The sequence below is a fragment of the Rhodoblastus sp. genome (genome assembly GCF_019449565.1).
Classification (GTDB): domain Bacteria; phylum Pseudomonadota; class Alphaproteobacteria; order Rhizobiales; family Beijerinckiaceae; genus Rhodoblastus.
Genome location: NZ_JAGRPM010000006.1, coordinates 66158 through 89519, shown reverse-complemented (window position 1 = coordinate 89519; position 23362 = coordinate 66158). Strand labels below are relative to the sequence as shown.

The 23362-nt window shown below is 64.0% G+C and carries 26 protein-coding genes and 1 tRNA gene; 10 read left to right on the top strand and 17 right to left on the bottom strand.

Annotated features, from left to right (window positions below; translation table 11 throughout):
* Together QZ409_RS00870 and QZ409_RS00865 are read right to left on the bottom strand one after the other, a co-directional pair.
* Complete coding sequence (locus tag QZ409_RS00870; protein ID WP_296706157.1) at positions 1–1623, bottom strand: HlyD family efflux transporter periplasmic adaptor subunit; 1623 nt, start codon at positions 1621–1623, stop codon at positions 1–3.
* Positions 1624–1693: 70 nt separating this feature from the next.
* A complete protein-coding gene (locus tag QZ409_RS00865; RefSeq protein ID WP_296706156.1) occupies positions 1694–2170 on the bottom strand; it encodes a hypothetical protein in 477 nt (158 codons plus the stop codon).
* A gap of 184 nt (positions 2171–2354) precedes the next feature.
* Here QZ409_RS00865 and QZ409_RS00860 point away from each other — a divergent pair, with 184 nt between their 5' ends.
* Positions 2355–4097, top strand: a complete 1743-nt coding sequence (locus tag QZ409_RS00860) for a metallophosphoesterase (RefSeq protein ID WP_296706155.1) — start codon at positions 2355–2357, stop codon at positions 4095–4097.
* A 7-nt stretch (positions 4098–4104) separates the two neighbouring features.
* Here the strand turns inward: QZ409_RS00860 and QZ409_RS00855 are convergent, their stop codons facing one another.
* From QZ409_RS00855 to QZ409_RS00830, 6 genes are all read right to left on the bottom strand, one after another.
* Positions 4105–5139 carry an AI-2E family transporter gene (locus QZ409_RS00855; protein WP_296706154.1) on the bottom strand — a complete coding sequence of 345 codons (1035 nt, stop codon included), beginning with the start codon at positions 5137–5139 and terminating at the stop codon, positions 4105–4107.
* 105 nt (positions 5140–5244) lie between these two features.
* On the bottom strand, positions 5245–5733 hold the full coding sequence (locus QZ409_RS00850; protein WP_296706153.1) for a MarR family transcriptional regulator: 489 nt from the start codon (positions 5731–5733) through the stop codon (positions 5245–5247).
* A 97-nt stretch (positions 5734–5830) separates the two neighbouring features.
* Positions 5831–6256 (bottom strand): organic hydroperoxide resistance protein, encoded by a 426-nt coding sequence (locus QZ409_RS00845; protein ID WP_296706152.1) that lies wholly within the window; start codon positions 6254–6256, stop codon positions 5831–5833.
* Positions 6257–6319: 63 nt separating this feature from the next.
* Complete coding sequence (locus tag QZ409_RS00840; RefSeq protein ID WP_296706151.1) at positions 6320–6580, bottom strand: hypothetical protein; 261 nt, start codon at positions 6578–6580, stop codon at positions 6320–6322.
* A gap of 74 nt (positions 6581–6654) precedes the next feature.
* On the bottom strand, positions 6655–6921 hold the full coding sequence (locus QZ409_RS00835; protein ID WP_296706150.1) for a hypothetical protein: 267 nt from the start codon (positions 6919–6921) through the stop codon (positions 6655–6657).
* Between the two features lie 148 nt (positions 6922–7069).
* Complete coding sequence (locus QZ409_RS00830) at positions 7070–8059, bottom strand: P1 family peptidase (RefSeq protein WP_296706149.1); 990 nt, start codon at positions 8057–8059, stop codon at positions 7070–7072.
* Positions 8060–8171: 112 nt separating this feature from the next.
* Here QZ409_RS00830 and QZ409_RS00825 point away from each other — a divergent pair, with 112 nt between their 5' ends.
* A complete protein-coding gene (locus QZ409_RS00825) occupies positions 8172–8903 on the top strand; it encodes a cytochrome c biogenesis protein CcdA (RefSeq protein WP_296706148.1) in 732 nt (243 codons plus the stop codon).
* Between the two features lie 98 nt (positions 8904–9001).
* On the opposite strand, the gene QZ409_RS00820 is transcribed toward QZ409_RS00825, so the two are convergent.
* The 8 genes from QZ409_RS00820 to QZ409_RS00785 form a co-directional block, all read right to left on the bottom strand.
* Positions 9002–10126, bottom strand: a complete 1125-nt coding sequence (locus QZ409_RS00820) for a branched-chain amino acid ABC transporter substrate-binding protein (RefSeq protein ID WP_296706147.1) — start codon at positions 10124–10126, stop codon at positions 9002–9004.
* Between the two features lie 101 nt (positions 10127–10227).
* Positions 10228–10761, bottom strand: coding sequence for a hypothetical protein (locus QZ409_RS00815; RefSeq protein ID WP_296706146.1), 534 nt, complete (start codon positions 10759–10761; stop codon positions 10228–10230).
* Between the two features lie 371 nt (positions 10762–11132).
* Positions 11133–11618, bottom strand: coding sequence for a hypothetical protein (locus tag QZ409_RS00810; RefSeq protein ID WP_296706145.1), 486 nt, complete (start codon positions 11616–11618; stop codon positions 11133–11135).
* Positions 11619–11722: 104 nt separating this feature from the next.
* Entirely contained in the window at positions 11723–12031 is a 309-nt protein-coding gene (locus QZ409_RS00805; protein WP_296706144.1) for a DUF6867 family protein, read from the bottom strand.
* A complete protein-coding gene (locus tag QZ409_RS00800) occupies positions 12028–12765 on the bottom strand; it encodes an ABC transporter ATP-binding protein (protein ID WP_296706143.1) in 738 nt (245 codons plus the stop codon). Before QZ409_RS00800 ends, QZ409_RS00805 begins: the two co-directional genes overlap by 4 nt.
* A complete protein-coding gene (locus QZ409_RS00795) occupies positions 12762–13637 on the bottom strand; it encodes an ABC transporter ATP-binding protein (RefSeq protein ID WP_296706200.1) in 876 nt (291 codons plus the stop codon). Before QZ409_RS00795 ends, QZ409_RS00800 begins: the two co-directional genes overlap by 4 nt.
* A 50-nt stretch (positions 13638–13687) precedes the next feature.
* Complete coding sequence (gene livM / locus QZ409_RS00790) at positions 13688–15016, bottom strand: high-affinity branched-chain amino acid ABC transporter permease LivM (protein ID WP_296706142.1); 1329 nt, start codon at positions 15014–15016, stop codon at positions 13688–13690.
* Positions 15017–15019: 3 nt separating this feature from the next.
* Positions 15020–15934, bottom strand: a complete 915-nt coding sequence (locus QZ409_RS00785) for a branched-chain amino acid ABC transporter permease LivH (protein WP_296706141.1) — start codon at positions 15932–15934, stop codon at positions 15020–15022.
* Between the two features lie 177 nt (positions 15935–16111).
* On the opposite strand from QZ409_RS00785, the gene QZ409_RS00780 reads away from it, so the two are divergent.
* The 7 genes from QZ409_RS00780 to panC all read left to right on the top strand — a co-directional run bounded on the left by QZ409_RS00780 (position 16112) and on the right by panC (position 22392).
* On the top strand, positions 16112–16597 hold the full coding sequence (locus tag QZ409_RS00780) for a flavin reductase family protein (protein WP_296706140.1): 486 nt from the start codon (positions 16112–16114) through the stop codon (positions 16595–16597).
* 146 nt (positions 16598–16743) lie between these two features.
* Complete coding sequence (locus tag QZ409_RS00775) at positions 16744–17169, top strand: GFA family protein (RefSeq protein WP_296706139.1); 426 nt, start codon at positions 16744–16746, stop codon at positions 17167–17169.
* Positions 17170–17394: 225 nt separating this feature from the next.
* Positions 17395–17853 (top strand): hypothetical protein, encoded by a 459-nt coding sequence (locus QZ409_RS00770; protein WP_296706138.1) that lies wholly within the window; start codon positions 17395–17397, stop codon positions 17851–17853.
* A gap of 140 nt (positions 17854–17993) precedes the next feature.
* A complete protein-coding gene (locus QZ409_RS00765) occupies positions 17994–20036 on the top strand; it encodes an acetyl/propionyl/methylcrotonyl-CoA carboxylase subunit alpha (RefSeq protein WP_296706137.1) in 2043 nt (680 codons plus the stop codon).
* A 136-nt stretch (positions 20037–20172) separates the two neighbouring features.
* Complete coding sequence (locus QZ409_RS00760) at positions 20173–21024, top strand: DUF4339 domain-containing protein (RefSeq protein WP_296706136.1); 852 nt, start codon at positions 20173–20175, stop codon at positions 21022–21024.
* Between the two features lie 26 nt (positions 21025–21050).
* Positions 21051–21533 carry a gamma-glutamylcyclotransferase family protein gene (locus tag QZ409_RS00755; protein ID WP_296706135.1) on the top strand — a complete coding sequence of 161 codons (483 nt, stop codon included), beginning with the start codon at positions 21051–21053 and terminating at the stop codon, positions 21531–21533.
* 7 nt (positions 21534–21540) lie between these two features.
* A complete protein-coding gene (gene panC, locus QZ409_RS00750; RefSeq protein WP_296706134.1) occupies positions 21541–22392 on the top strand; it encodes a pantoate--beta-alanine ligase in 852 nt (283 codons plus the stop codon).
* Here panC and lipB read toward each other — a convergent pair.
* Positions 22389–23111: a lipoyl(octanoyl) transferase LipB gene (gene lipB, locus QZ409_RS00745; RefSeq protein ID WP_296706133.1), complete on the bottom strand. Its 723-nt coding sequence runs from the start codon at positions 23109–23111 to the stop codon at positions 22389–22391. The two genes, panC and lipB, sit on opposite strands and share 4 nt — an antisense overlap.
* 141 nt (positions 23112–23252) lie before the next feature.
* Between lipB and QZ409_RS00740 the strand changes: the two genes are divergently transcribed.
* Positions 23253–23339: transfer RNA gene (locus QZ409_RS00740), tRNA-Leu, on the top strand.
* Positions 23340–23362 lie beyond the last annotated feature (23 nt).

The following is a 23362-nucleotide window of genomic DNA, read 5'->3' as shown; positions in this document are numbered from 1 at the left end:
TCACCTGACCTGATCGAGCAGCTGCGCGCCCTGGACGACGATCCTCTTGCCCGGCTCGATACCGGCGACGACCAGAACATTTTCGCTGTCGAGCGGTTCGACGCGCACGTCGCGGGCGGCGAAAACCTCCGCGCGGATATGTTCGAACACCACGGATTGGCCGTCGCCGCGCCGCACGACGCTGGAGCGCGGCACGGCAAGCCCGGTCTTTTCCTCCTCCACCTGCGCCGAAACCGTGACGAACTGGCCGAGGCGCAAAGCGTCGGCGCCTTCGGCGCGCAAGGCGAAATCGACCGGCGTCGCCTGATTGCGGTCGGCAAGGCCCGCGCCGATGAAATCCAGCGCGAAACCCTTGCCGTCGGCGGTCTTCGCCATGCCCTTGCCGGCATAGGTCTTGGGATCGAAAGCCAGGGCTTCGACCCACAGGCGCTGCGGATCGACGATCTGGAAAATGACCGCATTGGCGTCCGCGATCTGGCCCGCCATGGCGTTGGCCGAGGCGATGACGCCATCGACCGGCGCGACCAGCGGCTCCGGCTCGCGCTTGACCTTTTCGACATCGGCGCGGCGCTCGCGCATGCCCTGCAGCGCAAGGCGGGCCTCGTCCAGAGTCGCCTGCGCCACGGACTGGGTCTTGATCAGGATTTCATATCGGGCGACCCGCCGCTCGGCGATGGCGATCTGCTGATCGAGGTCGCCGGCCGTCTGGTGCAGGGTTGACTGATCGATGGCGAGGAAGGGAACCGTGGAATAAGCGAGCACGTCGCCCTTGCGCACCTTCGCCCCCAGACGCGGAAAGCCGCCCGGCGGCGGCGACAAGCGGCCGGCGGTCGCCGTCTGGACCAGTCCGCTGGCGTTGGGATCGGGGATGATCCGCCCCGGCAGCTCCACGGACAGGGCGTGGGGGACGTTCTCGCCGAGGCGCGTGCGAACCGCCAGAATGCGCTGGCTGGCCTTGGGGGCGAAGATCGAGCCATCATCGGCCACGCCGGGCCGGTCCATGGTGACTGGCGACGGCGCGGGCGAGTCGCCTGGTCCGCCACGCGCGAAGAGTGACGCGACGCCGTAAAGGGCGACGACACAGGCGGCGAGCGCCGGCGCCCAGAGCAGCCGCCGGTTGCGCAGGAGAATAGGAATGGCGGCGCCGATCAGCAACGCAAGACCCGCGACAAAGGGCCACGCCTTGTCCGGATTACGCGAGACGGCGCCCGTCAGGGGAGGCGGCGGCACGGTCAGGCTGGCGGTCAGGACGTCGATGTCCGATCCCGCCGAAACGGTGAAGATCAGGTCATGGCGTCCCGGCTTCGCGGCCCAGGGCGCTGGCGCGCGATAGACGCCGCTCTCCGCCTTTGCCTCGACCGGTCCGTCCGGCGTCTCGATGGAAATCGACGCGCCCACGACCGGCTCATTGGTGGCGAAACGATCCAGCCAGATGTCGAGCTGGCCGTTTTTTGGAACGGCGACTAGTTCGAAAGCCGGCGACTGGGCTTCGGCGCGGGGCGCGAGCTTGGCGATGGCTGGCGGCGGCGCGGCGTGATCATGCCCCTCATGGGCGAACAGAGGCGACGCGCCAAGAAAGACGCAAATCAGGGCCGCGACGCGGGCGGCGATTTTGATGGACATGGGAAAGCCTTCGACCGGAACAGCGGCGGCGGGCCTCTCCCGTCAAGGGAGCGGCGCCGGTGGCGAGCGTTCAGGCGAAGGCGGCCGGTGGTTCGAGCAAGGAGGAGGGGCGATTGCCCGCGACTGCGAGATCGCTCGGCGGCCGAAGCTTTGACGAAGCCTGCACAGGGCGCGGGTTCAGGCTCTCGGCGATGGTGAAGACCGCCGCGCAACATCCGGCGCCGCAGCCCAAGTTGCAACATTTGCCGTTGCAGGACGAGGGGACTTCGCCCGTCATGACCGCGGTCACAGCCGAGGGCTTCACCGAGACAAAGGCCTTTTCGAGCCTTACGGTCGGGGACTGCGCCAGCGCCGCAGAACTTGCTGCAAGCGGCGAAGGACTTGCGCTGGCGGAGGCGATGCGAACGGCGTCATGGCCGCCGGCAGCTGTCGCGCCTTGAGGGGCGGCGGCCGCGCCGTGATGGGCGTGTCCTTCATGGGCGAAAGCGGAATTCGGCGCGAACGACAGCACGGCGGCGAAAAACGCCGCAATCAGCCATGTCGTCAAAAGTCCCATCCGCCTGGACAAGGTTGAACTCCGTTCGCAGTCCTCTCGTAGCATGAGAGGCGCGCAAATTCCATCGCGACAATGAGCAGCGTTAACGGCGGCTCCCGACCGTCGCTCTGGCGGCCAGCTTGGCCGCGGGCTATGGTCGCACACCGCGCTCTCGGGCGCATTTCGGAGGCGGCTTTTGAAGCCCATCATAGATCCTCGCCTTGGCGACATTGAAAATGACGCGTCCAGCACCAAGAGCCGTTCGTTGCTGTCGCTGGCCGGCACGCTGCTGACGGAGATCAGCCTGCCGAAACTGGCCGTGACCTGGGTGTTGCTGATCCTGCTCCCCGGCCTGCTGCTCGGGATGGCCCCGGTCGTCGCCTCGATCTGGCTCAGCGCCTTTTTCGACAGGGTCGAGGTCTTTCAGGCGGGGCTGTGGTCGGCGGCGGTTCTCGCTTTGCTGCTCGCCGTCGCCCTGTTAAGCTCCCGCCGCCTGTTCCGCTTGGCCGAGAGCAATTTCTGGGCGCTGAACGCGCTCGCCGTCCAGCCCATTTACGCGGCCGGCCGCGAAGCGATGCGCCAGCTGTTCGAACGACGCATTGCGCCCGATAGCGCCCATCTTGCCAAACTGCGCGCCGCCGCCGCCCTGGCGTCGGGCCTCGTGATCTGCGCGATCTCGCTCTGGGTGCTGGCCGCGGCGTGGCCTTCCACGCTCATCGTCAGCGATATCGCCATCCTCCACGCCCCCTGGCGGCTGGCGCGCGCCGCTCTGGCCAACAGCACCGTGCTGGTGAGCGCCTATGTCGCCGTGGCGGCGCTGGCCTGGGCGATCGCCGACGCGACGATGGACCAGCCGCACGATCTGGAACGTTTCGACGAAACGCCGGGCGATGACGCCATTTGGCGCATCGCGCATTTGTCCGATATCCATGTCGTCGGGGAGAATTACGGCTTTCGTATCGAAAGCGGCCGCTCGGGGCCGCGCGGCAATGAGCGGCTGGATCAGGCTTTCGTCCGGCTTGAGGCCATTCACGCGGCCGATCCTCTGCACGCGATTCTGATCACCGGCGATGTGACCGACGCCGGTCTTTCCACGGAATGGGCCGAGTTTCTCGACATTGTCGCGCGCCATCCCGCCATCGCGGACCTGATCGTGATGGCGCCGGGCAATCACGATCTGAACATTGTCGATCGCGCCAATCCCGCGCGACTGGACCTGCCAACGAGCCCGTCGAAGAAATTGCGTAAATTGCGCGTCCTGTCCGCGATGGCCGCGCTGCAAGGCGAGCGCGTCCGGGTCGTGGATGTGGCGAGTGGGCGAATGGGCGGCAGTCTCGCAACGGCTTTGGCGCCCTTCGCGAATCTGATGACCAGATTCGTCGATTCGGGAAAGCCGTGGCTCTCGCAGGACCTGTCCGATCTATGGGCCAGGGCCTTTCCGCTGGTGCTGCCGCCGGACCGGGAGGATGGCCTCGGGATGATTCTGCTCAATTCCAGCGCCGACACGCATTTTTCCTTCACGAATGCGCTGGGCATGGTCTCGATGGAGCAGGTCCGCGCGTTGGAAAAGGCCATGGCCCTTTATCCGAAGGCCTATTGGGTCCTCGCGCTCCATCACCATCTCGTCGAATATCCGCGCCCCGCCAAGGCGCTTTCCGAGCGTATCGGGACCGCGCTCGTCAATGGCAACTGGTTCGTCCGGCGCTTGCGGCCGCTCGCGGGCCGCGTCGTGGCGATGCATGGCCATCGCCACATCGATTGGGTCGGAGAATGCGCCGGGCTAAGGCTCGTATCGGCGCCGTCGCCGGTGATGGACGCCCGGGACCAGGACGAAACCTGCTTCTATGTGCATCGCCTGACTGTTGGGGCGGACCGGCGGCTCAAGCTGTTGCAGCCCAAAAAGATCATCCTCGACGGGCTGCCGAAGGTGCAAGCCTGATGCGGCGTCAGGCCGGCTTGTTTCGATCGCCGCCCGACAAAAGGATGGCGATCCATTTCGATGGCTCATGTTCACCGCAAATGGTGAGAACCGCGATCAGGATCGGCACGCCAATGAACGCCCCGGCGATGCCCCACAGAAAGCTCCAAAAAAACACCGCGAACAGAACCATGAAGGGCGAAAGCGAAAGCCGGGCGCCCGCGATGCGCGGTTCGAGATAGCTGCCGATGAAGAACTGGATCGCGTTCAGGCAGCCGAAAACGATCAGCGCAAGATTCCAAGATTCGAATTGCGCCAGGGCGAACAGCGAAGGGAACACGGTCGCCACCAGAGGCCCGATGAAGGGAATATAGTTCAAGACGAAGGCGATCACGCCCCAGGCCGTGGCCAGTTCGATGCCTGCGGTCAGAGCGAAAACCCAGACGACGGCGCCGGTCAACGCGCTCATCGTGCTGCGGACCAGCATGTATTTCTGGAATTTGGCGGATATTTCCTTGGCCGGGGTCAGTAGGGATTCGCGCAGCCGCGCGTTTTCAAGGCGCTGGATGTTGTGGTGGGCGAGATCGACCTCCAGCAGGCCCAGCACCGTGAAGGCGAAGGCGATCACGACGAAGGACAGCAGGCCATAGCCCTGTCCGCCGATCTCGCGCACCGCGCCGGTGATCCAGGCCGGGCTGAAACTGGTCGCCATCAGCGGCTGCACGGCGAGGCCATGCGCTTCGAGCCATGCGACGGCCTGACCGTAAAGCGCCTGGAAGCGCGCGGTATTGTTGAGCAGCCATTGCGCGACATGGCTGAAAGCCCAGACCACGAGATAGCCGAGAATCGAAATCGCCGCGAGGGTCGAAAGCAGGGTGACGACCATCGCCAACAGTTTCGGAACCCTCCGCTGCATGACGCCCTGGATCGGCCAGACCACCGCGACGATGAAAACCGCGAAGGTCACGGGGGCGAGAATGGGCCGGGCGAAAAAGGCCGCCGCGAGAAGGATCACCATTGCGGCGAGCAGAAGCGAAGCGGTCGCCGCGCGATCTTGAATCATGAATCGGCTTTCTGGCCTTGAGCCTTGCGTGGTCCAATCTTGAGTTAAGCCGCTTTTCGCCCGAACTCAACCGTCACCACGCGCGCAGCGATCGGGCGCCCGCGCTTACAAATTGCGCGGAGGCTCGATCGGATGGCCAAGCTGTTCCATGAGGTTCTGCAAAGCTTTGAAGTGTTCGGGCGTGATTTTGAGCTTTCCGCCCAGCTCTTTCGACACGCAGATCGCTTCCTCGACGACTTTTTCGCCCGCCGGGGTTAAATCGACGCGTACGATGCGCTCGTCCTCGCTGTCGCGCCGGCGCTTGACGAACCCGGCGGCTTCGAGACGCTTGATAAGCGGCGTCAGCGTGTTTGAGTCCAGCGACAGGCGCTCGCCCAGTTCCTTGATCGATTGCGCGCTGCGATGGCGTAGCAGCAGCAGCGCCATATATTGCAGATAGGTGATTCCCAAAGCGTCGAGCTTGGGCTTGTAGGCGCGATTGAACGCCAACCCGGCCGTGTAGACCGAGAAGCAAAGCATGCCCGCCAGCGGATCGATATCCGTTCCGCTGTCCTTGGGATCCGCGAGAGGGGAATCGGCGACAGTGTTGCTCATGGCTGCATTCTATATCGTGTGCGACTTGATCCCAACGTCATTCGATCGCGCAAGTTCCTGAAAGACCGCGGCGCAGGGAACGCCGCGGTCCTGGGCGTCAGACGACAGTCAGGCCAACATTCACATTATTGCGGGTGGCGTTGGAATAGGGGCAGACCTGATGGGCTTTCTCTACCAGCGCCTCGGCTTCGGCGCGCTCGACGCCGGGCAGGGAGATCTCCAGCCCGATTTCAAGGCCGAAGCCGCCTTCGGAGCGCGGGCCGATGCCGACGGTGGCGGTCACATTGGCGTCGGCGGGGACCTTCTGCTTGCCCTGTGCGGCGACGAATTTCATGGCGCCGAGGAAGCAGGCGGCATAGCCGGTGGCGAAGAGCTGCTCCGGATTGACGCCGGCCCCGCCAGCGCCGCCCAGCTCCTTCGGAGTCGAGAGCGCGACGTCGACCGCGCCGTCGAGCGTGGCGGAGTGGCCGTCGCGGCCGCCGGTGGCGCGGGCGGAAGTGCGGTAGAGAACATTCACGGACATTGTTTGACCTTTCTGGGTATGGTTTTCGCGGCGCCGTCGCGCTCCGAGGCGCCGCGATGAGGTTCAGCGATGGCGCACTTCGCCGGTGCGCGCGTTCACCTGATCGTCGGCGCCGTAAAAGCCGCCCAGGATTTCCGCGCCATTGGGCTTGCGCCACTCGGCGCGCTCATCGCCCTGAAGGTGGATGTCATAGCCGAAAGCCTGAAAATCGCGGGCGTTGACGGCGGCGGCCTGAACGGGCGCCGATTGCAGGGCCAGCCCGGCGACGAGCGCGATAGCGGCCAGCGAGAAGGAATTGCGGATGGTCGTGGTCTTGGTGGTCATAGCGGTCTCCTATTGTGCGAGATTTAATCGTGTGCGATGTTTATGGTCGAGCGCAGGCGTAAAGGAGCGTTCGATCAGCGATGGCGGATTTCGCCGGTGCGGGTGTTGACCTGATCGTCGGCGCCGTAAAAGCCTCCGATGATTTCGGCGCCATTGGGCTTGCGCCACTCGGCATGTTCATCGCTCTGAAGCCGGATGTCGTAGCCGAAGGCCTGAAAATCGCGGGCGTTGACGGCGGCGGCCTGAACAGGCGCCGACTGCAGGGCCAGCCCGGCGACGAGCGCAATGGCGGCCAGCGAGCGGATCCTGGAGGATTTGTTCTCGATAATGGCGTTCAACATGTTCCGTTCCTTTCTAATCGTTCACGATTTAATCGTGTGCGATCTTTATATGGGAACCTACGCAGCGCGTCAATAGCGTACGATTAAATCGTGCGCGATTTTTTTTAGGAACGCATTTTCGGCGATAGAGGCGCGGTCTCTTATCCGTTCACGCGCCGAACTTTTGCCGCCAGCTCGGCAGGGCGTTGGCGAAGGGCAGGGGCTCCGCTTCAAATACCGCGCGCCCGACGGCGCGGGCGAGGCAATCGGCGGCGACGGCCCCGATTTGCGTCAAGGCGATGGCGTCGACCGGGCCTTCGGCGCGCCCCGTGGCGGCCGCAAAGACCACGTCGCCATCCATGGCCGCATGGACTGGACGCAGCGCCCGCGCCAATCCGTCCTGCGCCATGACCGCCACGCGTTTGGCCTGGGCCTTGGTGAGGGCGGCGTCGGTCGCAACGATGGCGATATTGGTGTTTTGCGGAGCGGCGCCCTTCATCTTCAACGCCAGGGCGCCGGGCGGCGGGGACGCCGGCCAGCCGAGCCCGCCGAATTCGCCGTCGCGTTCATAGGGCGCGGCCCAGAAATGTCCCGTTTCGCCAATGGTCGCCTGTCCCACGGCGTTGACGGCGACCAAAGCTCCGACCCAAAAGCCGTCCGTCGTTTGGGCGCTGGCCGAGCCGAGTCCGCCTTTGAGGTCGACAAGGGTCGCGCCATGGCCCGCGCCATGGCTGCCGAGCCGGAAATCCAGCGCCGCCGCTTGCGCCGCCATATGGCCGAGCCGCCAATAGGCCGGCTCGCGCCAGAAATTCTTGTCGCCGCCATTGACGAGGTCGAACAATATGGCCCCGGGGGCGATCGGCACCAGCTGGCCCGCCACATCGAAGCCGCGCCCGCTCTCGCGCAAGGCCGCTTGCACGCCGCCGACCGAATCGAGGCCAAAGGCTGAGCCGCCCGACAGGACCAGAGCGTCGATCTGCTGAACCGTCATGTCGGCTTCGAGCAAAGCGGCGTCGCGCAGGCCCGGCGCGCCGCCGGAAATCGCAATGGACGCGGTCGCGGGCGCGTCGAAAATGAGCGCCGTGACGCCTGACGCCAGCAGGGAATCATGGGCGGAGCCGACCTTGAGGCCGGCGACATCGGTAATAAGGTTGCGCACGAGCAATTTTTCCGGGCTTGAAATGATGCACGAATTCTATCGTATAAGCAGATATCTCGCAGAACTATTCGCGCGGCCGAAAAATGCGCCGTCGCGACGCCAGGAATGATGCATGAGCAGCAATGTGACCCTTTCGGCGGCGGCCCTTGCCGGGCTGCTGTCCTTTCTTAGCCCCTGCGTGCTGCCGCTGGTCCCGCCTTATCTTACCTTCATCGCCGGCGCGGGGCTGGAAGAGCTGGTCGAGGGCGGCGAGCGGCGCGCGCGCCGCGATACGCTGATCGCGGCGATTCTGTTCGTGCTTGGCTTTTCCACGGTTTTCGTGCTGCTCGGCGCGACGGCTTCCGCGCTCGGCCAGACCGTGCGCGCCTATCTGCCGCTGCTTACGACGCTGGCGGGGCTCGCCATTATCGGGATGGGCCTGCACTTTCTGGGCGTGTTTCAGCTCAGCCTGATGTATCGCGAGAAGCGGGTCAGCGTCGAAAAGCCGATCGGCCTCTGGGGCGCCTATGTCATGGGCCTGGCCTTCGCCTTCGGCTGGACGCCCTGCATCGGCCCGATCCTCGCCGCCATTCTCGCCGTAGCCTCCTCCGAGGATACGGTGGCGCGCGGCGCCGGCCTGCTCGCGGTCTATTCCTTCGGGCTTGGCCTGCCGTTTCTGCTGGCGGCGCTGGCGATGGAGCCGTTCGTCCATTTCCTGAAGCGGTTCAAGGCTCATTTCGGCAAGGTCGAGCGCGTCGTCGGCGTGCTGCTGGTGATCACCGGCGTGATGTTCCTCACCGGCGGCATCCAGAATGTCAGCTTCTGGCTGCTCCAGACCTTTCCGGGCCTCGCCACGCTGGGCTGAGCGAACAAAAGGAAAGGGGCCGGCGGCACCGACCCCTTCGTGCTATGGTTCAGGTCTATTTTGTCGCTTGAACAAACTGTTAACTATAAAATCGCAGATTATTTGTCAAGCTGGACATAGCTGATTTTGCCGTCCGGGCCCTTGCGCCATTCATAGACGACATAATCGGCGCGGGTAACGTCGCCCTTGGCGTCGAAGGACAGGTCGCCCACGACCGTGTTGAACGGCCCGCCCTCATGCAGCGCCTTGGCGACCGCCACAGGATCGGTCGACTTGGCCTTTTCGATGCCCTGCTTGATCGCCTGCACGGCGGCATAGCTATAGAGCGTATAGGTTTCCGGATTGTAGTTCTTCGCCTCGAATTCCTTGACCACGGCGGCGGCTTCCGGGCGCAGGCGCGGGTCCGGCGGGAAGGTCATCAGCGTGCCTTCGACGCCCGGCCCGGCGATGGCGGCGAATTCCTGGCTGGCGATGCCGTCGCCGCCCATCAGCACGGCCTTGACGCCCTGGTCGCGCATCTGCCGCACCAGCAACCCGCCCTCGGTATGGACGCCGCCGTAAAAGACAATATCGGCGTCCACCGACTTGAGCTTGGAGACGATGGCGGAAAAATCCTTCTCGCCCTTGTTCAGCCCCTCATACATGACGTCGCGGACGCCTGCGGCGACGAGCGCCTTGCGCGTCTCGTCGGCGAGGCCTTTGCCATAGGTCGATTTGTCGTGGAGGATGGCGATCTTCTTGCCCTTGGCGTGGGCGACGAGATAGGCGGCCGCCACCGCGCCCTGCTGATCGTCGCGCCCGCAGGTGCGGAACAGCATAGGATAGCCGCGCTCGGTAATCTGCGGATTGGTCGAGCCGGGAGTGATCTCGAGCACGCCCGCCTCGTTATAGGCGTCGGAAGCCGGCATGGTGACCGACGAATTGAAATGGCCGACGACGAAGGTCACGCCATCGCCGACGAATTGATTGGCGACCGAGCGGCCCTGCTTGGCGTCGGCGGCGTCGTCGCCAATCTTGAGCGTGACCTTCTGCCCGAGGATGCCGCCCGAGGCGTTGATGTCCGCCACGGCCTGTTCCGCGCCATTCTTGAGCTGGAGGCCGAAGGCCGCGTCCGGGCCGGTCACCGGCGCGCCGACGCCCATCTTGATCTGGGCCTGGGCGACGCCAGACCAAAGGACTGCGGCCAGACCGGCCCCTAAGCAGGCCCCTAAATTTCTTCGCATGAATCGGCTCCGGCGCCATTGTTGATCGGGCCGATCTTGCCCACGGTCACGCGGGTTGTCGATCAATTTCGCGGCCTCTGCGTAACAAGCCGCTCCGCCGATCAGCGATGGGCGCGGAATCCGCCGCCGCGGAAACCTCCGCCGTGAAAGCCGCCGCCATGGAATCCGCCACCGTGGAAGCCGCCAAAACCGCGTCCGCCATAGTAGCCCGCGTGGCGCCAATGGCCGCCATAGCCGCCGTAACCATAGGCTGGGTAACCACCATAGACGCCGTAACCGTAACCCGGGTAGCCGCCATAACCGTAATAACCGCAGTTTCCATAATAGCAGCTGTTGCTCAGTAAGCCGCCGACAGCGGCGCCGAAAAACGCCGCAGCCGCTGCGTTGCTGCCGTAATAATACCGATGGTGACGATAATAGTGGTGGTGTCGATAATAATGGCGGTGGCGATAATAGTGGTGGTAATAATGACGGTGATAGGGGTGATGATAGTAGTAGGCGACTTTCTCGATTGGCGCCGGCGAAGAGTCATAGACAGGCCTCGGCAAGCCCAATGGCGCGGCGCGGGCGGAATTGCTCGCAAAATTGCAGAACGCTAAAGAGATAGCGAGCAAACTTGTGAATATTCTGAGCATTTTCGGCGCCCTCCCGATCGAGCGCGTCCGTTGGAGCATGACTGGAACGCTGAATGACATTTCGGGCGCAAGTGGCGTCGGGAAAGGTCACGGGAGCGAACTGTCGCTCATTGGCGCGCACAAAAGCGCACAACCTTCCCCAAGCATATAATCACGGCGCCATTCCGACGCCAGATCCGGCGATGCTGGAATGGCGCCAAATAGCGGTGAGACGACCGCAAATTTGAGGCGTTGTTTCGAGATTCAGGGATTTTGCTTGATTTGGGCCTGGGCTGCGCCAGAAAGGAAAAGTGGCCAGGAAAATCGCCGTAATTCGCGCCGCGCGGCGGCGCCTCCGCGCGGGCAGGGCTTTCGAAGCCGATGCTTAGGACCTACTTCTGGTCGTGAACTTGGCGCTGCTTGTGTGTTCCATGACGCGCTGCCCGGCTTCCAGGATCAATCATGACCGAGGAAACCGCCGCTTTGGCGGCCTGTCTAGACATCGCCTGGTAAGCGTCCAGAATGGCGTGCTCGTCCGCCGCCGTCGCGCCGCCCCAGCTTCCGCTGCAGGAGAGGCCCGGATAACAGGCGTCGCGAGGGTCGTAATAGCAGCCGCCGGAGAAGCAGGGATTGGTCAGCAAGCCGCCAACGAGGACGCCGAGAACCGCCGGACCAGATTCAGCGCCGTAACCGGGTGGATAGCGCCGCCAGGCGCGCCAGTCATGATGGCGATGCGGATAGGTTTCGTCAAAGTAGACCTGGACTATCGGGACCGGTTGTTCGTTGCGCAGACCCGACGGCGAAATCGGCGCAGCCTCGGCACCGGCGAAGGCGCCGGCCAGAGAGGTCGCGAGCAGGACAATGAGCAGGCGGGGCATCTGGCGTCTCCCTCAAGGATTCCAGCCTTTTTGAACTATATCGCGCCCCGCTGGGCCGGTCACCTTCCGCGAACCGAAAAATCGCTAAAAAAGCTGCCGCCGCCTCAGATCAGCCACGGATATTGCTTTTTCACCAGCGCGCCATGTGTGGCGCGCCAGGCGAGGCCCTGCACGGCGAGCGTCCAGGCATAGGCGACGAGCGCGGCGGCCGGCGCGGCGAGGGGCTCGCCGAACAGCGACCAATGCAAAAATCGCATGGCGAAGGCCAGGGGAAGGCCATAGAGCGGCAGCAGCCAGAGCGGGCGCCATGTGCTCGCCACGGCGCGACCGGCGGCGAAGGAGGCGAGACCGCCCAGCAGCAAAGTCACGCCAATGAAGACGCGCGGATCGCCCAGGATGACGCTCTCGTTCAATGCGCGCCCCCTTCGAGATAGGCGGCGCGGATCTTGGGGTCACGCAGCAATTCGCGTCCCGGTCCCTGCAGCGCGATGGCGCCATTGACCATGACATAGCCGCGATCCGCCAGCTTGAGCGCGTGATGCGCGTCCTGCTCGACCAGAAAGACCGAAAGGCCTTCCTCCTTGTTGAGCCGCCGCACGACCTCGAAAATCTGTTTGCAGATCAGCGGCGCGAGGCCGAGCGAGGGCTCGTCGAGCAGCAACAGCTTGGGCCGGCTCATGAGGGCGCGGGCGATGGCCAGCATTTGCTGCTCTCCGCCGGACAAGGTGCCGCCGCGCTGTCCCACGCGTTCTTTCAGCCGAGGGAATATGGCGAAGACCCGTTCGAGATTTTCCTCGAACAGATTTTCCTGAGAACGGTCGAAACGCGCCACCGCCGCGCCCATTTGCAGATTTTCGTAAACGGTCATGCGCGCGAAAATGCGCCGTCCTTCCGGTGATTGCGCGATAGAAAGCCGCGCGATTTCATGGGTCGGCAGATCGGTTATGTTGCGGCCGTCATAAATGATGCTGCCGCTGCTCAGACGCGGCGCGCCGAACACGCTCATCATCAAGGTGGATTTGCCGGCGCCATTGGCGCCAATCAGCGCCACGATCTCGCCCTGTCCGACGTCGAGATCGACGCCTTTCAGCGCCTGGACGGCGCCATAATAGGCCGTTGCGCCGCGAATGGAGAGCAGGGCGCTCATTTTTGCTCCTCCATGCCCAGCGCGGATTCGACGGCGTCGGCCTCGGCCTCCTCGACGCCGAGATAGGCCGCGATCACGGCGGGGTCCTCGCGCACTTGCTCGGGCGCGCCGTCGGCGATTTTCTGACCATAGTCGAGCACGACGATATGATCGGAAATGGCCATGACTACCGACATGTCATGCTCGATCAACAGGATCGAGGCGCAGTCTATATCGCGGATTTCGCGCAGGAGCTGCGCGAGTTCGGCGGATTCGTGGCCATTCAAGCCAGCGGCGGGCTCGTCGAGGCAGAGCAGGCTCGGCTCCGCGCACATGGCGCGGGCGATCTCCAGCCGGCGCTGGTCTCCGTAAGGCAAAGCGCCTGCGGGATCGTCGGCGCGGTCGCGCAGGCCGATGCGCTCCAGCCATCGCTGTGCTTTCGCCACGGCGGCCTGTTCCGCGCGGCGGTAGATCGGCAGGCCCAGCAAGCCGAACAGGCCGTAGCCCGAGGCTGGAGTCAGTGCGACATGCTGGGCGACGATCAGATTTTCCAGCGCGCTCATGCCCGCGAACAGGCGGATATTCTGGAAGGTGCGGGCGACCTTGGCCTTCCTGGCGATTTCGTAATCGGGCATCCGCTCCAGCAGGAACAGGTCTTCGCCTCCGTCGCGCGAATAGCGGCGCGACGAGGCGGTCAGCGCCTCGATGCGGCTGTCGTCCTGCAAGCCCTTCTGAGAGAAGGCGATCCGGCCGACGGTCGGCTTGTAGAAGCCGGTCAGGCAATTGAAAAGGGTGGTTTTGCCCGCGCCATTCGGGCCGATCAGCGCCGTGACGTCGCCGCGCCCGACCGAGAAGGACACATCATTGACCGCGACGAGTCCGCCGAAGCGCATGGTGAGGCGATCGACCCGCAGCAGCGGCTCGGCGATCCAGCGCGGGGCGGTCACGCCCTGCCTCCGACGGGAGGAAGGGTAATGGTCGGCTGGCGCGCCGAGACGATGCCGCGCGGGCGGAAATTCATCATCGCCACCATGGCGAGGCCGACCAGCAGCATGCGATATTGCGCGGGATCGAAATCGGGACCGAAGATCGCCTTGAGGAAAGAGAGTTCGCGCAGCAGTTCCGAGGCGCCGACGATCAGCACGGCGGCCAGCGCCACGCCCCATTGCGAGCCGCGCCCGCCCAGAACGACAATGGCGAGGATGGTCGCGCTTTCGTTGAAGGTAAAGCTCGACGGCGACACCACGCCCTGGCGCAGGGCGAAGATGCAGCCCGCGATCCCGGCGAAAAAGGCTCCAAGCGCGAAGGCGGTGAGCTTGATATTGGCGGTGTCGAGGCCGAGCGCACGGCAGGCGATCTCATCTTCGCGCAGGGCCTCCCAGGCGCGTCCGAGCGGCAGGCGGCGAAGCCGGATCGAAACGAAATTGGCGAGCAGCGCCAGCGCCAGCACCACGAAATAGAGGAAGATCAGCTTGTGGACAGCGGCGAAGGGCAGGCCGAAATGGGCCGCGAAGCCACGCGGACCCGGAATGAAGGGCAGGCCGAAAAAAGTGACCGGCGGAAAGCCGAACAGGCCGGCCTCGCCATGGGTCACGACGTCCCAATTGACCAGAACGATGCGGACGATTTCCGCGAAGGCCAGCGTGACGATGGCGAGATAATCGCCGCGCAGCCGCAGCACGGGAAAGCCGATGCAGAAGCCCCAGAAAGCCGCGAGCAGGCCGCAGATAGGCAGCAGCGCCCAGAAGGACAGGCCGGTGAGGGGCACGAGCAGGGCATAGGCATAGGCGCCGACCGCATAGAAGGCGGCATAGCCGAGATCGAGCAGGCCCGCGAGGCCGACCGCGATGTTGAGCCCCCAGCCGAGCAGAATATAAAGGAGGATCTGCACGCCAAAAGTATCGACCCATTTCAGCGCGGCCTGCGGCCCGAGCACAACCAGGATGACGATGGGATAGGCGATAAGGGCGGCGAGCCCGAGCGGCGCCAGCCAGCGGTTTTTCGACGTTGCGCCTGGTTTTTCAAGCGCGAGCGCCGCTTCGCCGCGCGCCGCCTTGGGCCGTCCGGACCAGAGCGTGAGCAGGAAGCGCAGGCCGAAGCCGAGCCCGCAGAAAATGAAGAACAGCGGCCAGCGCGAGGTCAGCGCCAGCGCGTTGTTGAAATCCGGCTCGGCGCGAAAGGCGATGATGGGATAGCTCAGGCCGCCGACGATGACCGCCGCGAGGCTTGCTTCCTTGAAGGCCCGAGAAAGGAGGGGCTGCGGCGCGCTCAAATGTCAGACCTTTTCGACATCTGGCCGCCCCAGCAGGCCGGAAGGCATGAAGATCAGCGTGATCGCCAGGATCGAAAAGGCCGCGACATCCTTGTAGTCGCTCGAAAAATATTGCCCCCAAAGGGTCTCGATCAGGCCGATCGCCAGCCCGCCAAGCACTGCGCCCGGCAGCGAGCCGATGCCGCCGAGCACCGCAGCCGTAAAGGCCTTCACGCCCGGCACGAAGCCGTCGGAGGATTTGACCACGCCATATTGCAGCAGGAACAGGCAGCCCGCGACCGCCGCCAGCGCCGCGCCGATGACAAAGGTGAGCGCGATGGTGCGGTTGACGTCCACCCCCAGCAAAGAAGCCATTTTGGCGTCCTGCTCGCAGGCGCGCTGCGCCCGGCCGAGCGAGGTCTTTTGCACCACGAACCAGAAGGCCGCGAGCAAAATCGCGGTGACGACGACGATCAGGATCTGCTTGTAGGACAGCGTGACGTCATAGGCGCCGCCGGTCGTGAGCGGAATGATATGATCGAGCAGGGGCGGGATGGACTTGTTGTTCGGCCCCTGGGTCACGGTGACGAAATTGGCCAGAAAAGTCGACATGCCGATGGCCGAGATCAGCGGTGCGAGGCGGAAGGAGCCGCGCAGGCGGCGGTAGGCGACCCGTTCGATCACGAAATTCCACAGCGCCGTCAGGCACATGGCCCCAAAAAGCACGGGGACGAAGGCGAGGCCGGCAGGCAGGCCCAGCACTTGAGTTAGCAGCAGCAGGAGCAGCAGCGCAATGAAGGCCGACAGCATGAACACGTCGCCATGGGCGAAATTGACCATGCCAATGATGCCGAACACCATCGTATAGCCGATCGCGATCAGCCCGTAGATCGAGCCGAGCGTAACGCCATTGATGAGCTGCTGCAGAAAGATTTCCATTCGCCATCCAGAATCGGCGCGCGCGCCATGTGACGCTAGCAAGGGCCGCGCCGCGCCGCAATGTTATGGTTTTGGCGGCCTTTTGCGGCTGTGGGGTTTCCTTGTGGACGGGCTCCGGCTAAGACCGGCCTGAAACATGCCTGACGGAGAGACCGATTGCGCGCGGAAGAGGTGGTAATGCTCGATCCCCAAGCCTATCGCGACGCGATGAGCGAGATCGCCTCGCCGGTTCATCTCATCGCCACCGATGGCCCGGCCGGGATCGCGGGCATGACCGTGACCGCTTTGGCCTCGATTTCCGACCATCCGCCAACCTTGCTCGTCTGCGTCAACCGCAATTCGCCGTCAGCGGCGCGCTTTCTCGAAAACGCGGTGTTCAGTGTCAATTCGCTCGGCGCGGAAGACCAGCAGCTCGCCGATATCTTCGCTGGCCGCACGAATGAGCATTTTGCCCAAAAATTCAGCCACGGCTCGTGGCGCAAAGGCCTGACTGGCTCGCCCCTGCTCGAAAACGCGCTCGCCAGTTTCGATTGCCGGTTGATTGACGTGAAGGATGTTGGAACTCATCATATTCTCATCGGCAGGGTCGAGACGGTTGCACGTCGCGACCAGGGGCCGAGCCTGCTCTATCACCGCCGCGGCTATCACCGCAGCATGGACTAGCGGCTGGACTCAACCAGCCTGAGGATGGGGTTCCGCTTCCGACCCGAAGGAGCCAGTCTCAACCTCATGCCACAGAGACGGGTGGCGCCAACGAGTTCACACGCGGCGCCGTTCTACGCAGCTATGATTGGGGGAAAACGGGCAACATGGCGGTCGACACGAATGTTCGGGCTGGCCAGTGCCATTGCGGCGCGGTGCGTTTCGAGGTGATGCTCAGCGACGGCTTCAATTCGATCCGCCGGTGCACTTGCTCTTACTGCCGGATGCGCGGCGCCGTCGTTGCCATGGCGGAAATGGGTGGGATCAAGATCCTGCAGGGCGAGGATGCGTTGACAAGCTACCGCTTCCATACCGGATCAGCGCAGCACTTCTTCTGTTCCCGCTGCGGAATATACACACATCATCAACGACGGTCTAACCAGAACCTATATGCCGTAAACGTGGCTTGCCTGGACGGAGTAAGCCCATTCGATTTCTTTGAAGTGCCTGTCATGGATGGCGTCAATCATACGAACGACACCGGCAGGCCAACGCGCCGAGCAGGCACACTCCGCTTCATCCCCGCTGACTAGCTATCGCCGTCGGCCAACAACCGCTCGGCAATACTCTTGCCTGGAAGCTGACTGTCGCATTCCTTGACCGCGATGATCTGCTGTCAAGGAGAAATGGATCAGGCGCGGGCGGCGATAGAACTTATTGAAATGAAAAGTTTTAACCTTTCCAAGCGTTCACTTTGTCTCTTTAGGAACAGGCAAGGCGCGGGGCGCTAGGCTTCATCTGTCGATGGAGTCCTAGTGATGAGCACCGCCCGCGCCGTGAAATTTTCCCTCTATGGCCTGGAAGCCCTGAACGAGCGACGCGCCCTGATCGCCGCTCTGGCCCGGCAGGGCCGCAATCTGACCTCCTCCGAGGTCCGCCAGCTGCGCCGCGCCCTGTTTGAAGACGAGGCCGCGACGCAGGACGAGATCGCCGCCCTGTTCAATCTGGAGCGCGTCCAGGACGCGCCTTGCGCCGAATGGACGGAGTTTTTCATCCATTGCGTCACGGATCACATGGTCTGGCAGCGCCGCCCGACCGGCGTGGTGATCGGCGAGCAGGCGGAATGGCTGTTGGCCGAGGCCGACCGCTGCCGCGCCCTCACTGCCGTCGCTTTGCTCGCCAATGTGCTGGCGGAAGCGCATCGCGCGCCGGATTGGCTGGTCGCCGCCGTGCGCGCGAGGATCGAGGCTCCCGAGGTTCAGGCCGCGCTGGCGTAAGGCGCAGCGCAAAGTCGAGGCGGCATCAGCCCTTTGACGGCTGGACGAGGGCGGAGACTTCCCATAAAAGCGGTCCCGATCCAACCGTAAGCACGGGCCTTGTGATCGCAAGGCCGCTTTCGTTCAGCTCCGGGGCCTGAATGTTCAAGAAAATCCTGATCGCCAATCGTGGCGAAATCGCTTGTCGTGTCATCAAGACGGCGCGGCGGATGGGCATCAAGACGGTCGCCGTCTATTCCGACGCCGATAAAGACGCCCTTCATGTCGAAATGGCCGACGAAGCCGTCCATATCGGCCCGCCCCCGGCCGCTGAATCCTATCTCATCATCGAAAAGATCATCGACGCCTGCAAAAAGACCGGCGCCGAGGCCGTCCATCCGGGCTATGGCTTCCTGTCGGAGCGCGCCGCCTTCGCCGAGGCGCTGAAAGCCAATAACATCGTGTTCATCGGCCCGAATGTCGGCGCCATCGAAGCGATGGGCGACAAGATCGAGTCGAAAAAATTCGCCAACGCCGCCAAGGTCAGCACCGTTCCGGGCTTCCTCGGCGTGATCGAGACGCCGGAAGAGGCGGTCACGATCGCCGACGGCATCGGCTATCCGGTGATTCTCAAGGCCTCCGCCGGCGGCGGCGGCAAGGGCATGCGCATCGCCCACACCCGCGAGGAAGTCGCCGAAGGTTTTGCGCGCGCCAAGTCCGAAGCCAAGAGCAGCTTCGGCGACGATCGCGTCTTCGTCGAAAAATTCATCGTCAACCCGCGCCATATCGAAATTCAGGTGCTGGGCGACAAGCACGGCAATGTCATCTATCTCGGCGAGCGCGAATGCTCCATTCAGCGCCGCAACCAGAAAGTGATCGAGGAGGCCCCGTCGCCGCTGCTTGACGAGGCGACCCGCAAGAAGATGGGCGAGCAGGCCGTCGCGCTGGCCAAGGCGGTCAATTACGATTCCGCCGGCACGGTGGAATTCGTCGCCGGGCAGGACAAGAGCTTCTACTTCCTCGAAATGAACACCCGCCTACAGGTGGAGCATCCGGTCACCGAGCTGATCACCGGCATCGACCTCGTTGAGCAGATGATCCGCGTCGCCGCCGGCGAAAAGCTCGGCATCGAGCAGAAGGATGTGCATCTCAAGGGCTGGGCCGTCGAGAGTCGCATCTATGCGGAAGACCCGACGCGCAATTTCCTGCCGTCGACCGGCCGTCTCGTCAAATATCGCCCGCCGGAAGAAGGCCGCTGGAAAGGCGTCACCGTGCGCAATGACACCGGCGTGTTTGAGGGCGGCGAAATCTCGATCTATTATGATCCCATGATCGCCAAGCTGGTGACCCACGCCGGCGACCGCCTCACGGCGATCGAGGCGCAGGCGCGCGCGCTCGACGGCTTCGTCATCGACGGCATCCGCCACAATATTCCCTTCCTGTCCTCGCTGATGCAGCACGAGCGCTGGCGTTCGGGCAATATTTCCACGGCCTTCATCGCCGAGGAATATCCGGACGGCTTCTCGCCGCTGACCGCGAAGGGCGAGGTCGCCCATCGCCTTGCGGCGGTCGCGGCTTTCGTCGATTCCATCGGCAATGAGCGCAAGCGCCAGATTTCGGGCCAGTTGCAGACGCAGAAGCCGGTCAGGTTCCAGACCGCGCGCACCGTGACACTCGACAAGGCGCATTACGACATCGACATCGACCTGGGCGATGGCGCGCTGCTGGTGCGCTTCGCCGAGGATGGGCAAAAGGCCTCCGATGACGCCAGTTCCTCGACGGGCTGCGCCCATCGCCTCGAATCCGAATGGGTTCCGGGGGATGCGGTCTGGAACGGACTGATCGACGGCGAAGCGGTGGCGGTGCAGGTGCGCTCGATCCTGAACGGCTTCGAGATCGCCCATGCTGGCGTGACCGTCGAGGCCCGCGTCTTCACCCGGCGAGAGGCTGAATTCTTCGCGCTCATGCCGGAAAAGAAGATCGCCGACACGTCGAAATCGCTGCTTTGCCCGATGCCGGGCCTGGTCAAGGCGCTTTATGTGGCGGAAGGCCAGGAAGTGAAGGCCGGCGATCCGCTCGCCATGGTCGAGGCGATGAAGATGGAGAACGTGCTGCGCGCCGAGCGCGACGTCACCGTCAAGGCGCTGAAGGCCAAGGAAGGCGATTCGCTCGCCGTCGACGCGGTCATCATGGAATTTGCCTGATCGGGGTTCTTGGCCGCTCGCTCTTGCGTGCGGAAAGCTTTTTGCGCCAGTCCCATCGCTCGGGACTGGCGTTTTTTTTAGCTGCGCCGCAGACTGGCGGGGCTATTGAGCACCGAGGCAATTTGAGGACCGGCGCATGGCGGGAAATTATTATTTCAAGGATCGCTCGGGCGCGCAGAACGGCCCCGTCACTTTGGAAGAACTCGCGACTCTGGCCAAGTCCGGGCGGATCGCGCCGGATTGCCTGGTTTGGGCCGAGGGTGGAGCGCCCACGCTGGCGTCGAATCATCCCGCGCTGGCCGCCATCTTCGCGCAGATCGCCGCCGCCGCGCCGTCGGGCGCCGGGCCGCTTGAACCGTCCTTTCCGGTCTGGGGCCTGTTCTGGCGCTCGATCGTGTTGATGTTCGCCATCGCCTTGATCATTCCTGCGCCCTGGGTCGGCCTGTGGTTCTACCGCTGGTTGGCGGAGCAGGTCGCGCTGCCGGGCGGACGCCGCCTGTTTCTGGAAAGCACGCTGGGCGAATGCTGGTATATTTTCGCCGGCCTGGGCCTCGTCGAATTGATCGGCCCGGGACTTTCCGGCTCGCAGGCCCAAGGCTCGGCCTCGCTCATCGCGCTGGCGCTGAGCGTCTTCCTCAATGTGCTGCTGATCGGCTGGTTCTGCCGCTCGCTTCGGGCGGAGCAGGGCGGTCTCTCCCTCGCCTTCGAGGGCGGGTTCCTTGGCTATTTTGGCTGGGTGCTGCTGCTGGCCTTTTCGATGCTGACCATCATAGGCTGGGCCTGGGCGCTGAAATACATGATGCGCTGGATATGCTCCAACGTGGTCGGAACCCATGCCTTCGAATTCATCGGCTCGGGCCTCGACCTGCTTTGGCGCTCGCTGGTCCTGGCGCTCGCGCTGGGCTTCCTGCTGCCGTTTCCCTGGGCCTTGCGCTGGTTCGTCGACTGGTATGTCTCGCAGATCGTCGTGAAGCCGCGCATGGCTTGATCCGCCCTTCCTCTGGTTCTGACATCATGCCCCTGACTTTCGCCTATGGCTCCAACATGGATGCCGACGCCATGGCGCGGCGTTGCCCCGGCGCGCGGCTGCTCGGCCGAGCGTTTCTGCCGCGCCATCGCTTTGACTTGCTGCCCGACGGTTTCGCCACCATTGTGCGCGACCCCGCCGCCACCGCCTTCGGCGTATTGTGGGAGCTGAGTTTCGGCGATTTCGCGGCGCTCGACCGCTATGAGGGCGTAGCTCAGGGCGCCTATCGCAAGATCAGCCAGCCTGTTTTGCGTGAAGGCGCCTCGCCCATCCGCGCCCTTGTCTATGTCGGCGCGCCGGGCAAGAGCCTTGGACGCGCGCCAGCGGATTACATGAGCAAGATCGTGGCGGCGGCGCGGGCGCAGGGCCTGTCGGGTGATTATGTCGATTTCCTGCGCCGCGTCGCGGGCGAAAACGTCCCTGAGGCGCCGAAGAAATTCCGCGCGATCAAGAACTCTTCCTTTCTCTGAGCCGAAAATGACCCAACAGCCGCTGATTTTCCGCGAGATTTCCGCTCTGCGCCGCGCCGTCGGGCAATGGCGCGCGGCGGGCGAGACCGTCGCGCTGGTCCCCACCATGGGGGCGTTGCACGCGGGCCATATTTCTTTGGTCGAGGCCTCGCGCGCCCATGCGACGCGTTGCGTCGTCTCCATCTTCGTCAATCCGACGCAATTCGCCCCGAACGAGGATTTTTCGGCCTATCCGCGCACCTTCGAGGCCGATCTCGCGAAGTTAGCGGAAATCGGCTGCGACGGCTGTTTCGCTCCGACGGCGGCGGAAATGTATCCGCAAGGTTTCTCGACGCAGGTGATCCCCGGCGGTCCCGCGCTGGCGGGGCTGGAGGACAGGTTCCGGCCAGATCACTTCGCCGGCGTGGCGCAGGTCGTCGCCAAATTGCTGAATCAGGCGCAGGCCGATTGCGCCTTTTTCGGCGAGAAGGATTTCCAGCAACTGGCCGTTATTCGCCGCATGGCCGCCGATCTCGACATTCCAACGCAAATCCATGGCGTCCCGACCCTGCGCGAGCCCGACGGCCTCGCAATGTCCTCGCGCAATGTCTATCTGAGCGGCGAAGAGCGGGCGACGGCGGTCACGCTGTCGCGGGCGTTGCGCGAGAGCGCCGAGGCGATTCGCGGCGGCGCAGCGGTTGCGTCCGTCCTTTCGCGCGCTGAGGAAAAAATCACAGCGGCAGGCTTTGCGCTCGATTATTTCGAAGCGCGCAATGCCGCGAGCCTCGCGCCGGCCGCGTCGCATGCCGATGGCCCGATCCGCCTGCTGGTCGCGGCCAAACTCGGCAAGACGCGGTTGATCGATAATTGGGCGGTCTAGACCGCGACCGTCGGCCCGAAAATTTCCTCAAAGCTCTGCCGCAAAACCACGTCCACATCCGGCAAACCCACCGGCAGGCCGAGATCGACCAGGCTGGTGACGCCGAAATGGCTTTCGGCGATGCCGCAGGGCACGATGCCTGAAAAATGCGAAAGCTCCGGCTCGACATTGAGCGCGATGCCGTGGAACGAGACCCAGCGGCGCATGCGCACGCCAATGGCCGCGATCTTGTCTTCCGCGATCTCGCCGTGGAGGCCCGCGCGCTTCTCTGGCCGACGCACCCAGACGCCGACGCGGCCGTCGCGTATCTCGCCCTTGACGTTGAAACGCGCCAGCGCGGCGATGATCCATTTTTCCAGCGCGCAGACATAGGCGCGGACGTCGCGCGTGCGGCGGTTGAGGTCCAGCATCACATAGGCGACGCGCTGGCCGGGGCCGTGATAGGTGAACTGGCCGCCGCGCCCCGTCGCATGGACCGGAAAGCGCGCGTCGAGCAGGTCCTGCGGCCGCGCGGACGTGCCTGACGTGTAGAGCGGCGGATGTTCCAGCAGCCAGACCAGCTCATTGGCGCTTCCATCGGCTATGGCCGAGGCGCGCGCCTCCATTTCGGCGACCGCGAAGGCGTAATCGGTCAGGCCGTCCGAAATGCGCCATTCCACCGGCGGCGCGCCGGGCGCGGGCAGCAGGGAGGGGGCGGATTTTTCGCTGGTTTCGGTCATGGAAGCGGCTCTGTTTTTTTGCTTATCGCGCGGCGCCGCTCCGGCGTCGAGAAAAAAGCGGGCGAATAGCTTGCAACCTCAGGACCGATTTGTTAGACGACGCGCCTACCGATTGTTCGGGCCTCCTTGGCCAACAATCCTGCGGCCATGGCGGAATTGGTAGACGCGCTAGCTTGAGGTGCTAGTCCTTTAACGGGGGTGGAGGTTCGAGTCCTCTTGGCCGCACCAAGCTTCTTCGAAGCTTGATGTTT

What these genes read in the sequence shown, in the direction of transcription:
- QZ409_RS00870 (WP_296706157.1), bottom strand. Translation starts at nt 1,623, where the DNA reads ATGTCCATCAAAATCGCCGCCCGCGTCGCGGCCCTGATTTGCGTCTTT.
- QZ409_RS00855 (WP_296706154.1), bottom strand. Translation starts at nt 5,139, where the DNA reads ATGATTCAAGATCGCGCGGCGACCGCTTCGCTTCTGCTCGCCGCAATG.
- QZ409_RS00850 (WP_296706153.1), bottom strand. Translation starts at nt 5,733, where the DNA reads ATGAGCAACACTGTCGCCGATTCCCCTCTCGCGGATCCCAAGGACAGC.
- QZ409_RS00845 (WP_296706152.1), bottom strand. Translation starts at nt 6,256, where the DNA reads ATGTCCGTGAATGTTCTCTACCGCACTTCCGCCCGCGCCACCGGCGGC.
- QZ409_RS00840 (WP_296706151.1), bottom strand. Translation starts at nt 6,580, where the DNA reads ATGACCACCAAGACCACGACCATCCGCAATTCCTTCTCGCTGGCCGCT.
- QZ409_RS00835 (WP_296706150.1), bottom strand. Translation starts at nt 6,921, where the DNA reads ATGTTGAACGCCATTATCGAGAACAAATCCTCCAGGATCCGCTCGCTG.
- QZ409_RS00825 (WP_296706148.1), top strand. Translation starts at nt 8,172, where the DNA reads ATGAGCAGCAATGTGACCCTTTCGGCGGCGGCCCTTGCCGGGCTGCTG.
- QZ409_RS00820 (WP_296706147.1), bottom strand. Translation starts at nt 10,126, where the DNA reads ATGCGAAGAAATTTAGGGGCCTGCTTAGGGGCCGGTCTGGCCGCAGTC.
- QZ409_RS00815 (WP_296706146.1), bottom strand. Translation starts at nt 10,761, where the DNA reads ATGCTCAGAATATTCACAAGTTTGCTCGCTATCTCTTTAGCGTTCTGC.
- QZ409_RS00810 (WP_296706145.1), bottom strand. Translation starts at nt 11,618, where the DNA reads ATGCCCCGCCTGCTCATTGTCCTGCTCGCGACCTCTCTGGCCGGCGCC.
- QZ409_RS00800 (WP_296706143.1), bottom strand. Translation starts at nt 12,765, where the DNA reads ATGAGCGCCCTGCTCTCCATTCGCGGCGCAACGGCCTATTATGGCGCC.
- QZ409_RS00795 (WP_296706200.1), bottom strand. Translation starts at nt 13,637, where the DNA reads ATGCGCTTCGGCGGACTCGTCGCGGTCAATGATGTGTCCTTCTCGGTC.
- QZ409_RS00785 (WP_296706141.1), bottom strand. Translation starts at nt 15,934, where the DNA reads ATGGAAATCTTTCTGCAGCAGCTCATCAATGGCGTTACGCTCGGCTCG.
- QZ409_RS00780 (WP_296706140.1), top strand. Translation starts at nt 16,112, where the DNA reads ATGCTCGATCCCCAAGCCTATCGCGACGCGATGAGCGAGATCGCCTCG.
- QZ409_RS00775 (WP_296706139.1), top strand. Translation starts at nt 16,744, where the DNA reads ATGGCGGTCGACACGAATGTTCGGGCTGGCCAGTGCCATTGCGGCGCG.
- QZ409_RS00770 (WP_296706138.1), top strand. Translation starts at nt 17,395, where the DNA reads ATGAGCACCGCCCGCGCCGTGAAATTTTCCCTCTATGGCCTGGAAGCC.
- QZ409_RS00765 (WP_296706137.1), top strand. Translation starts at nt 17,994, where the DNA reads ATGTTCAAGAAAATCCTGATCGCCAATCGTGGCGAAATCGCTTGTCGT.
- QZ409_RS00760 (WP_296706136.1), top strand. Translation starts at nt 20,173, where the DNA reads ATGGCGGGAAATTATTATTTCAAGGATCGCTCGGGCGCGCAGAACGGC.
- QZ409_RS00755 (WP_296706135.1), top strand. Translation starts at nt 21,051, where the DNA reads ATGCCCCTGACTTTCGCCTATGGCTCCAACATGGATGCCGACGCCATG.
- panC (WP_296706134.1), top strand. Translation starts at nt 21,541, where the DNA reads ATGACCCAACAGCCGCTGATTTTCCGCGAGATTTCCGCTCTGCGCCGC.
- lipB (WP_296706133.1), bottom strand. Translation starts at nt 23,111, where the DNA reads ATGACCGAAACCAGCGAAAAATCCGCCCCCTCCCTGCTGCCCGCGCCC.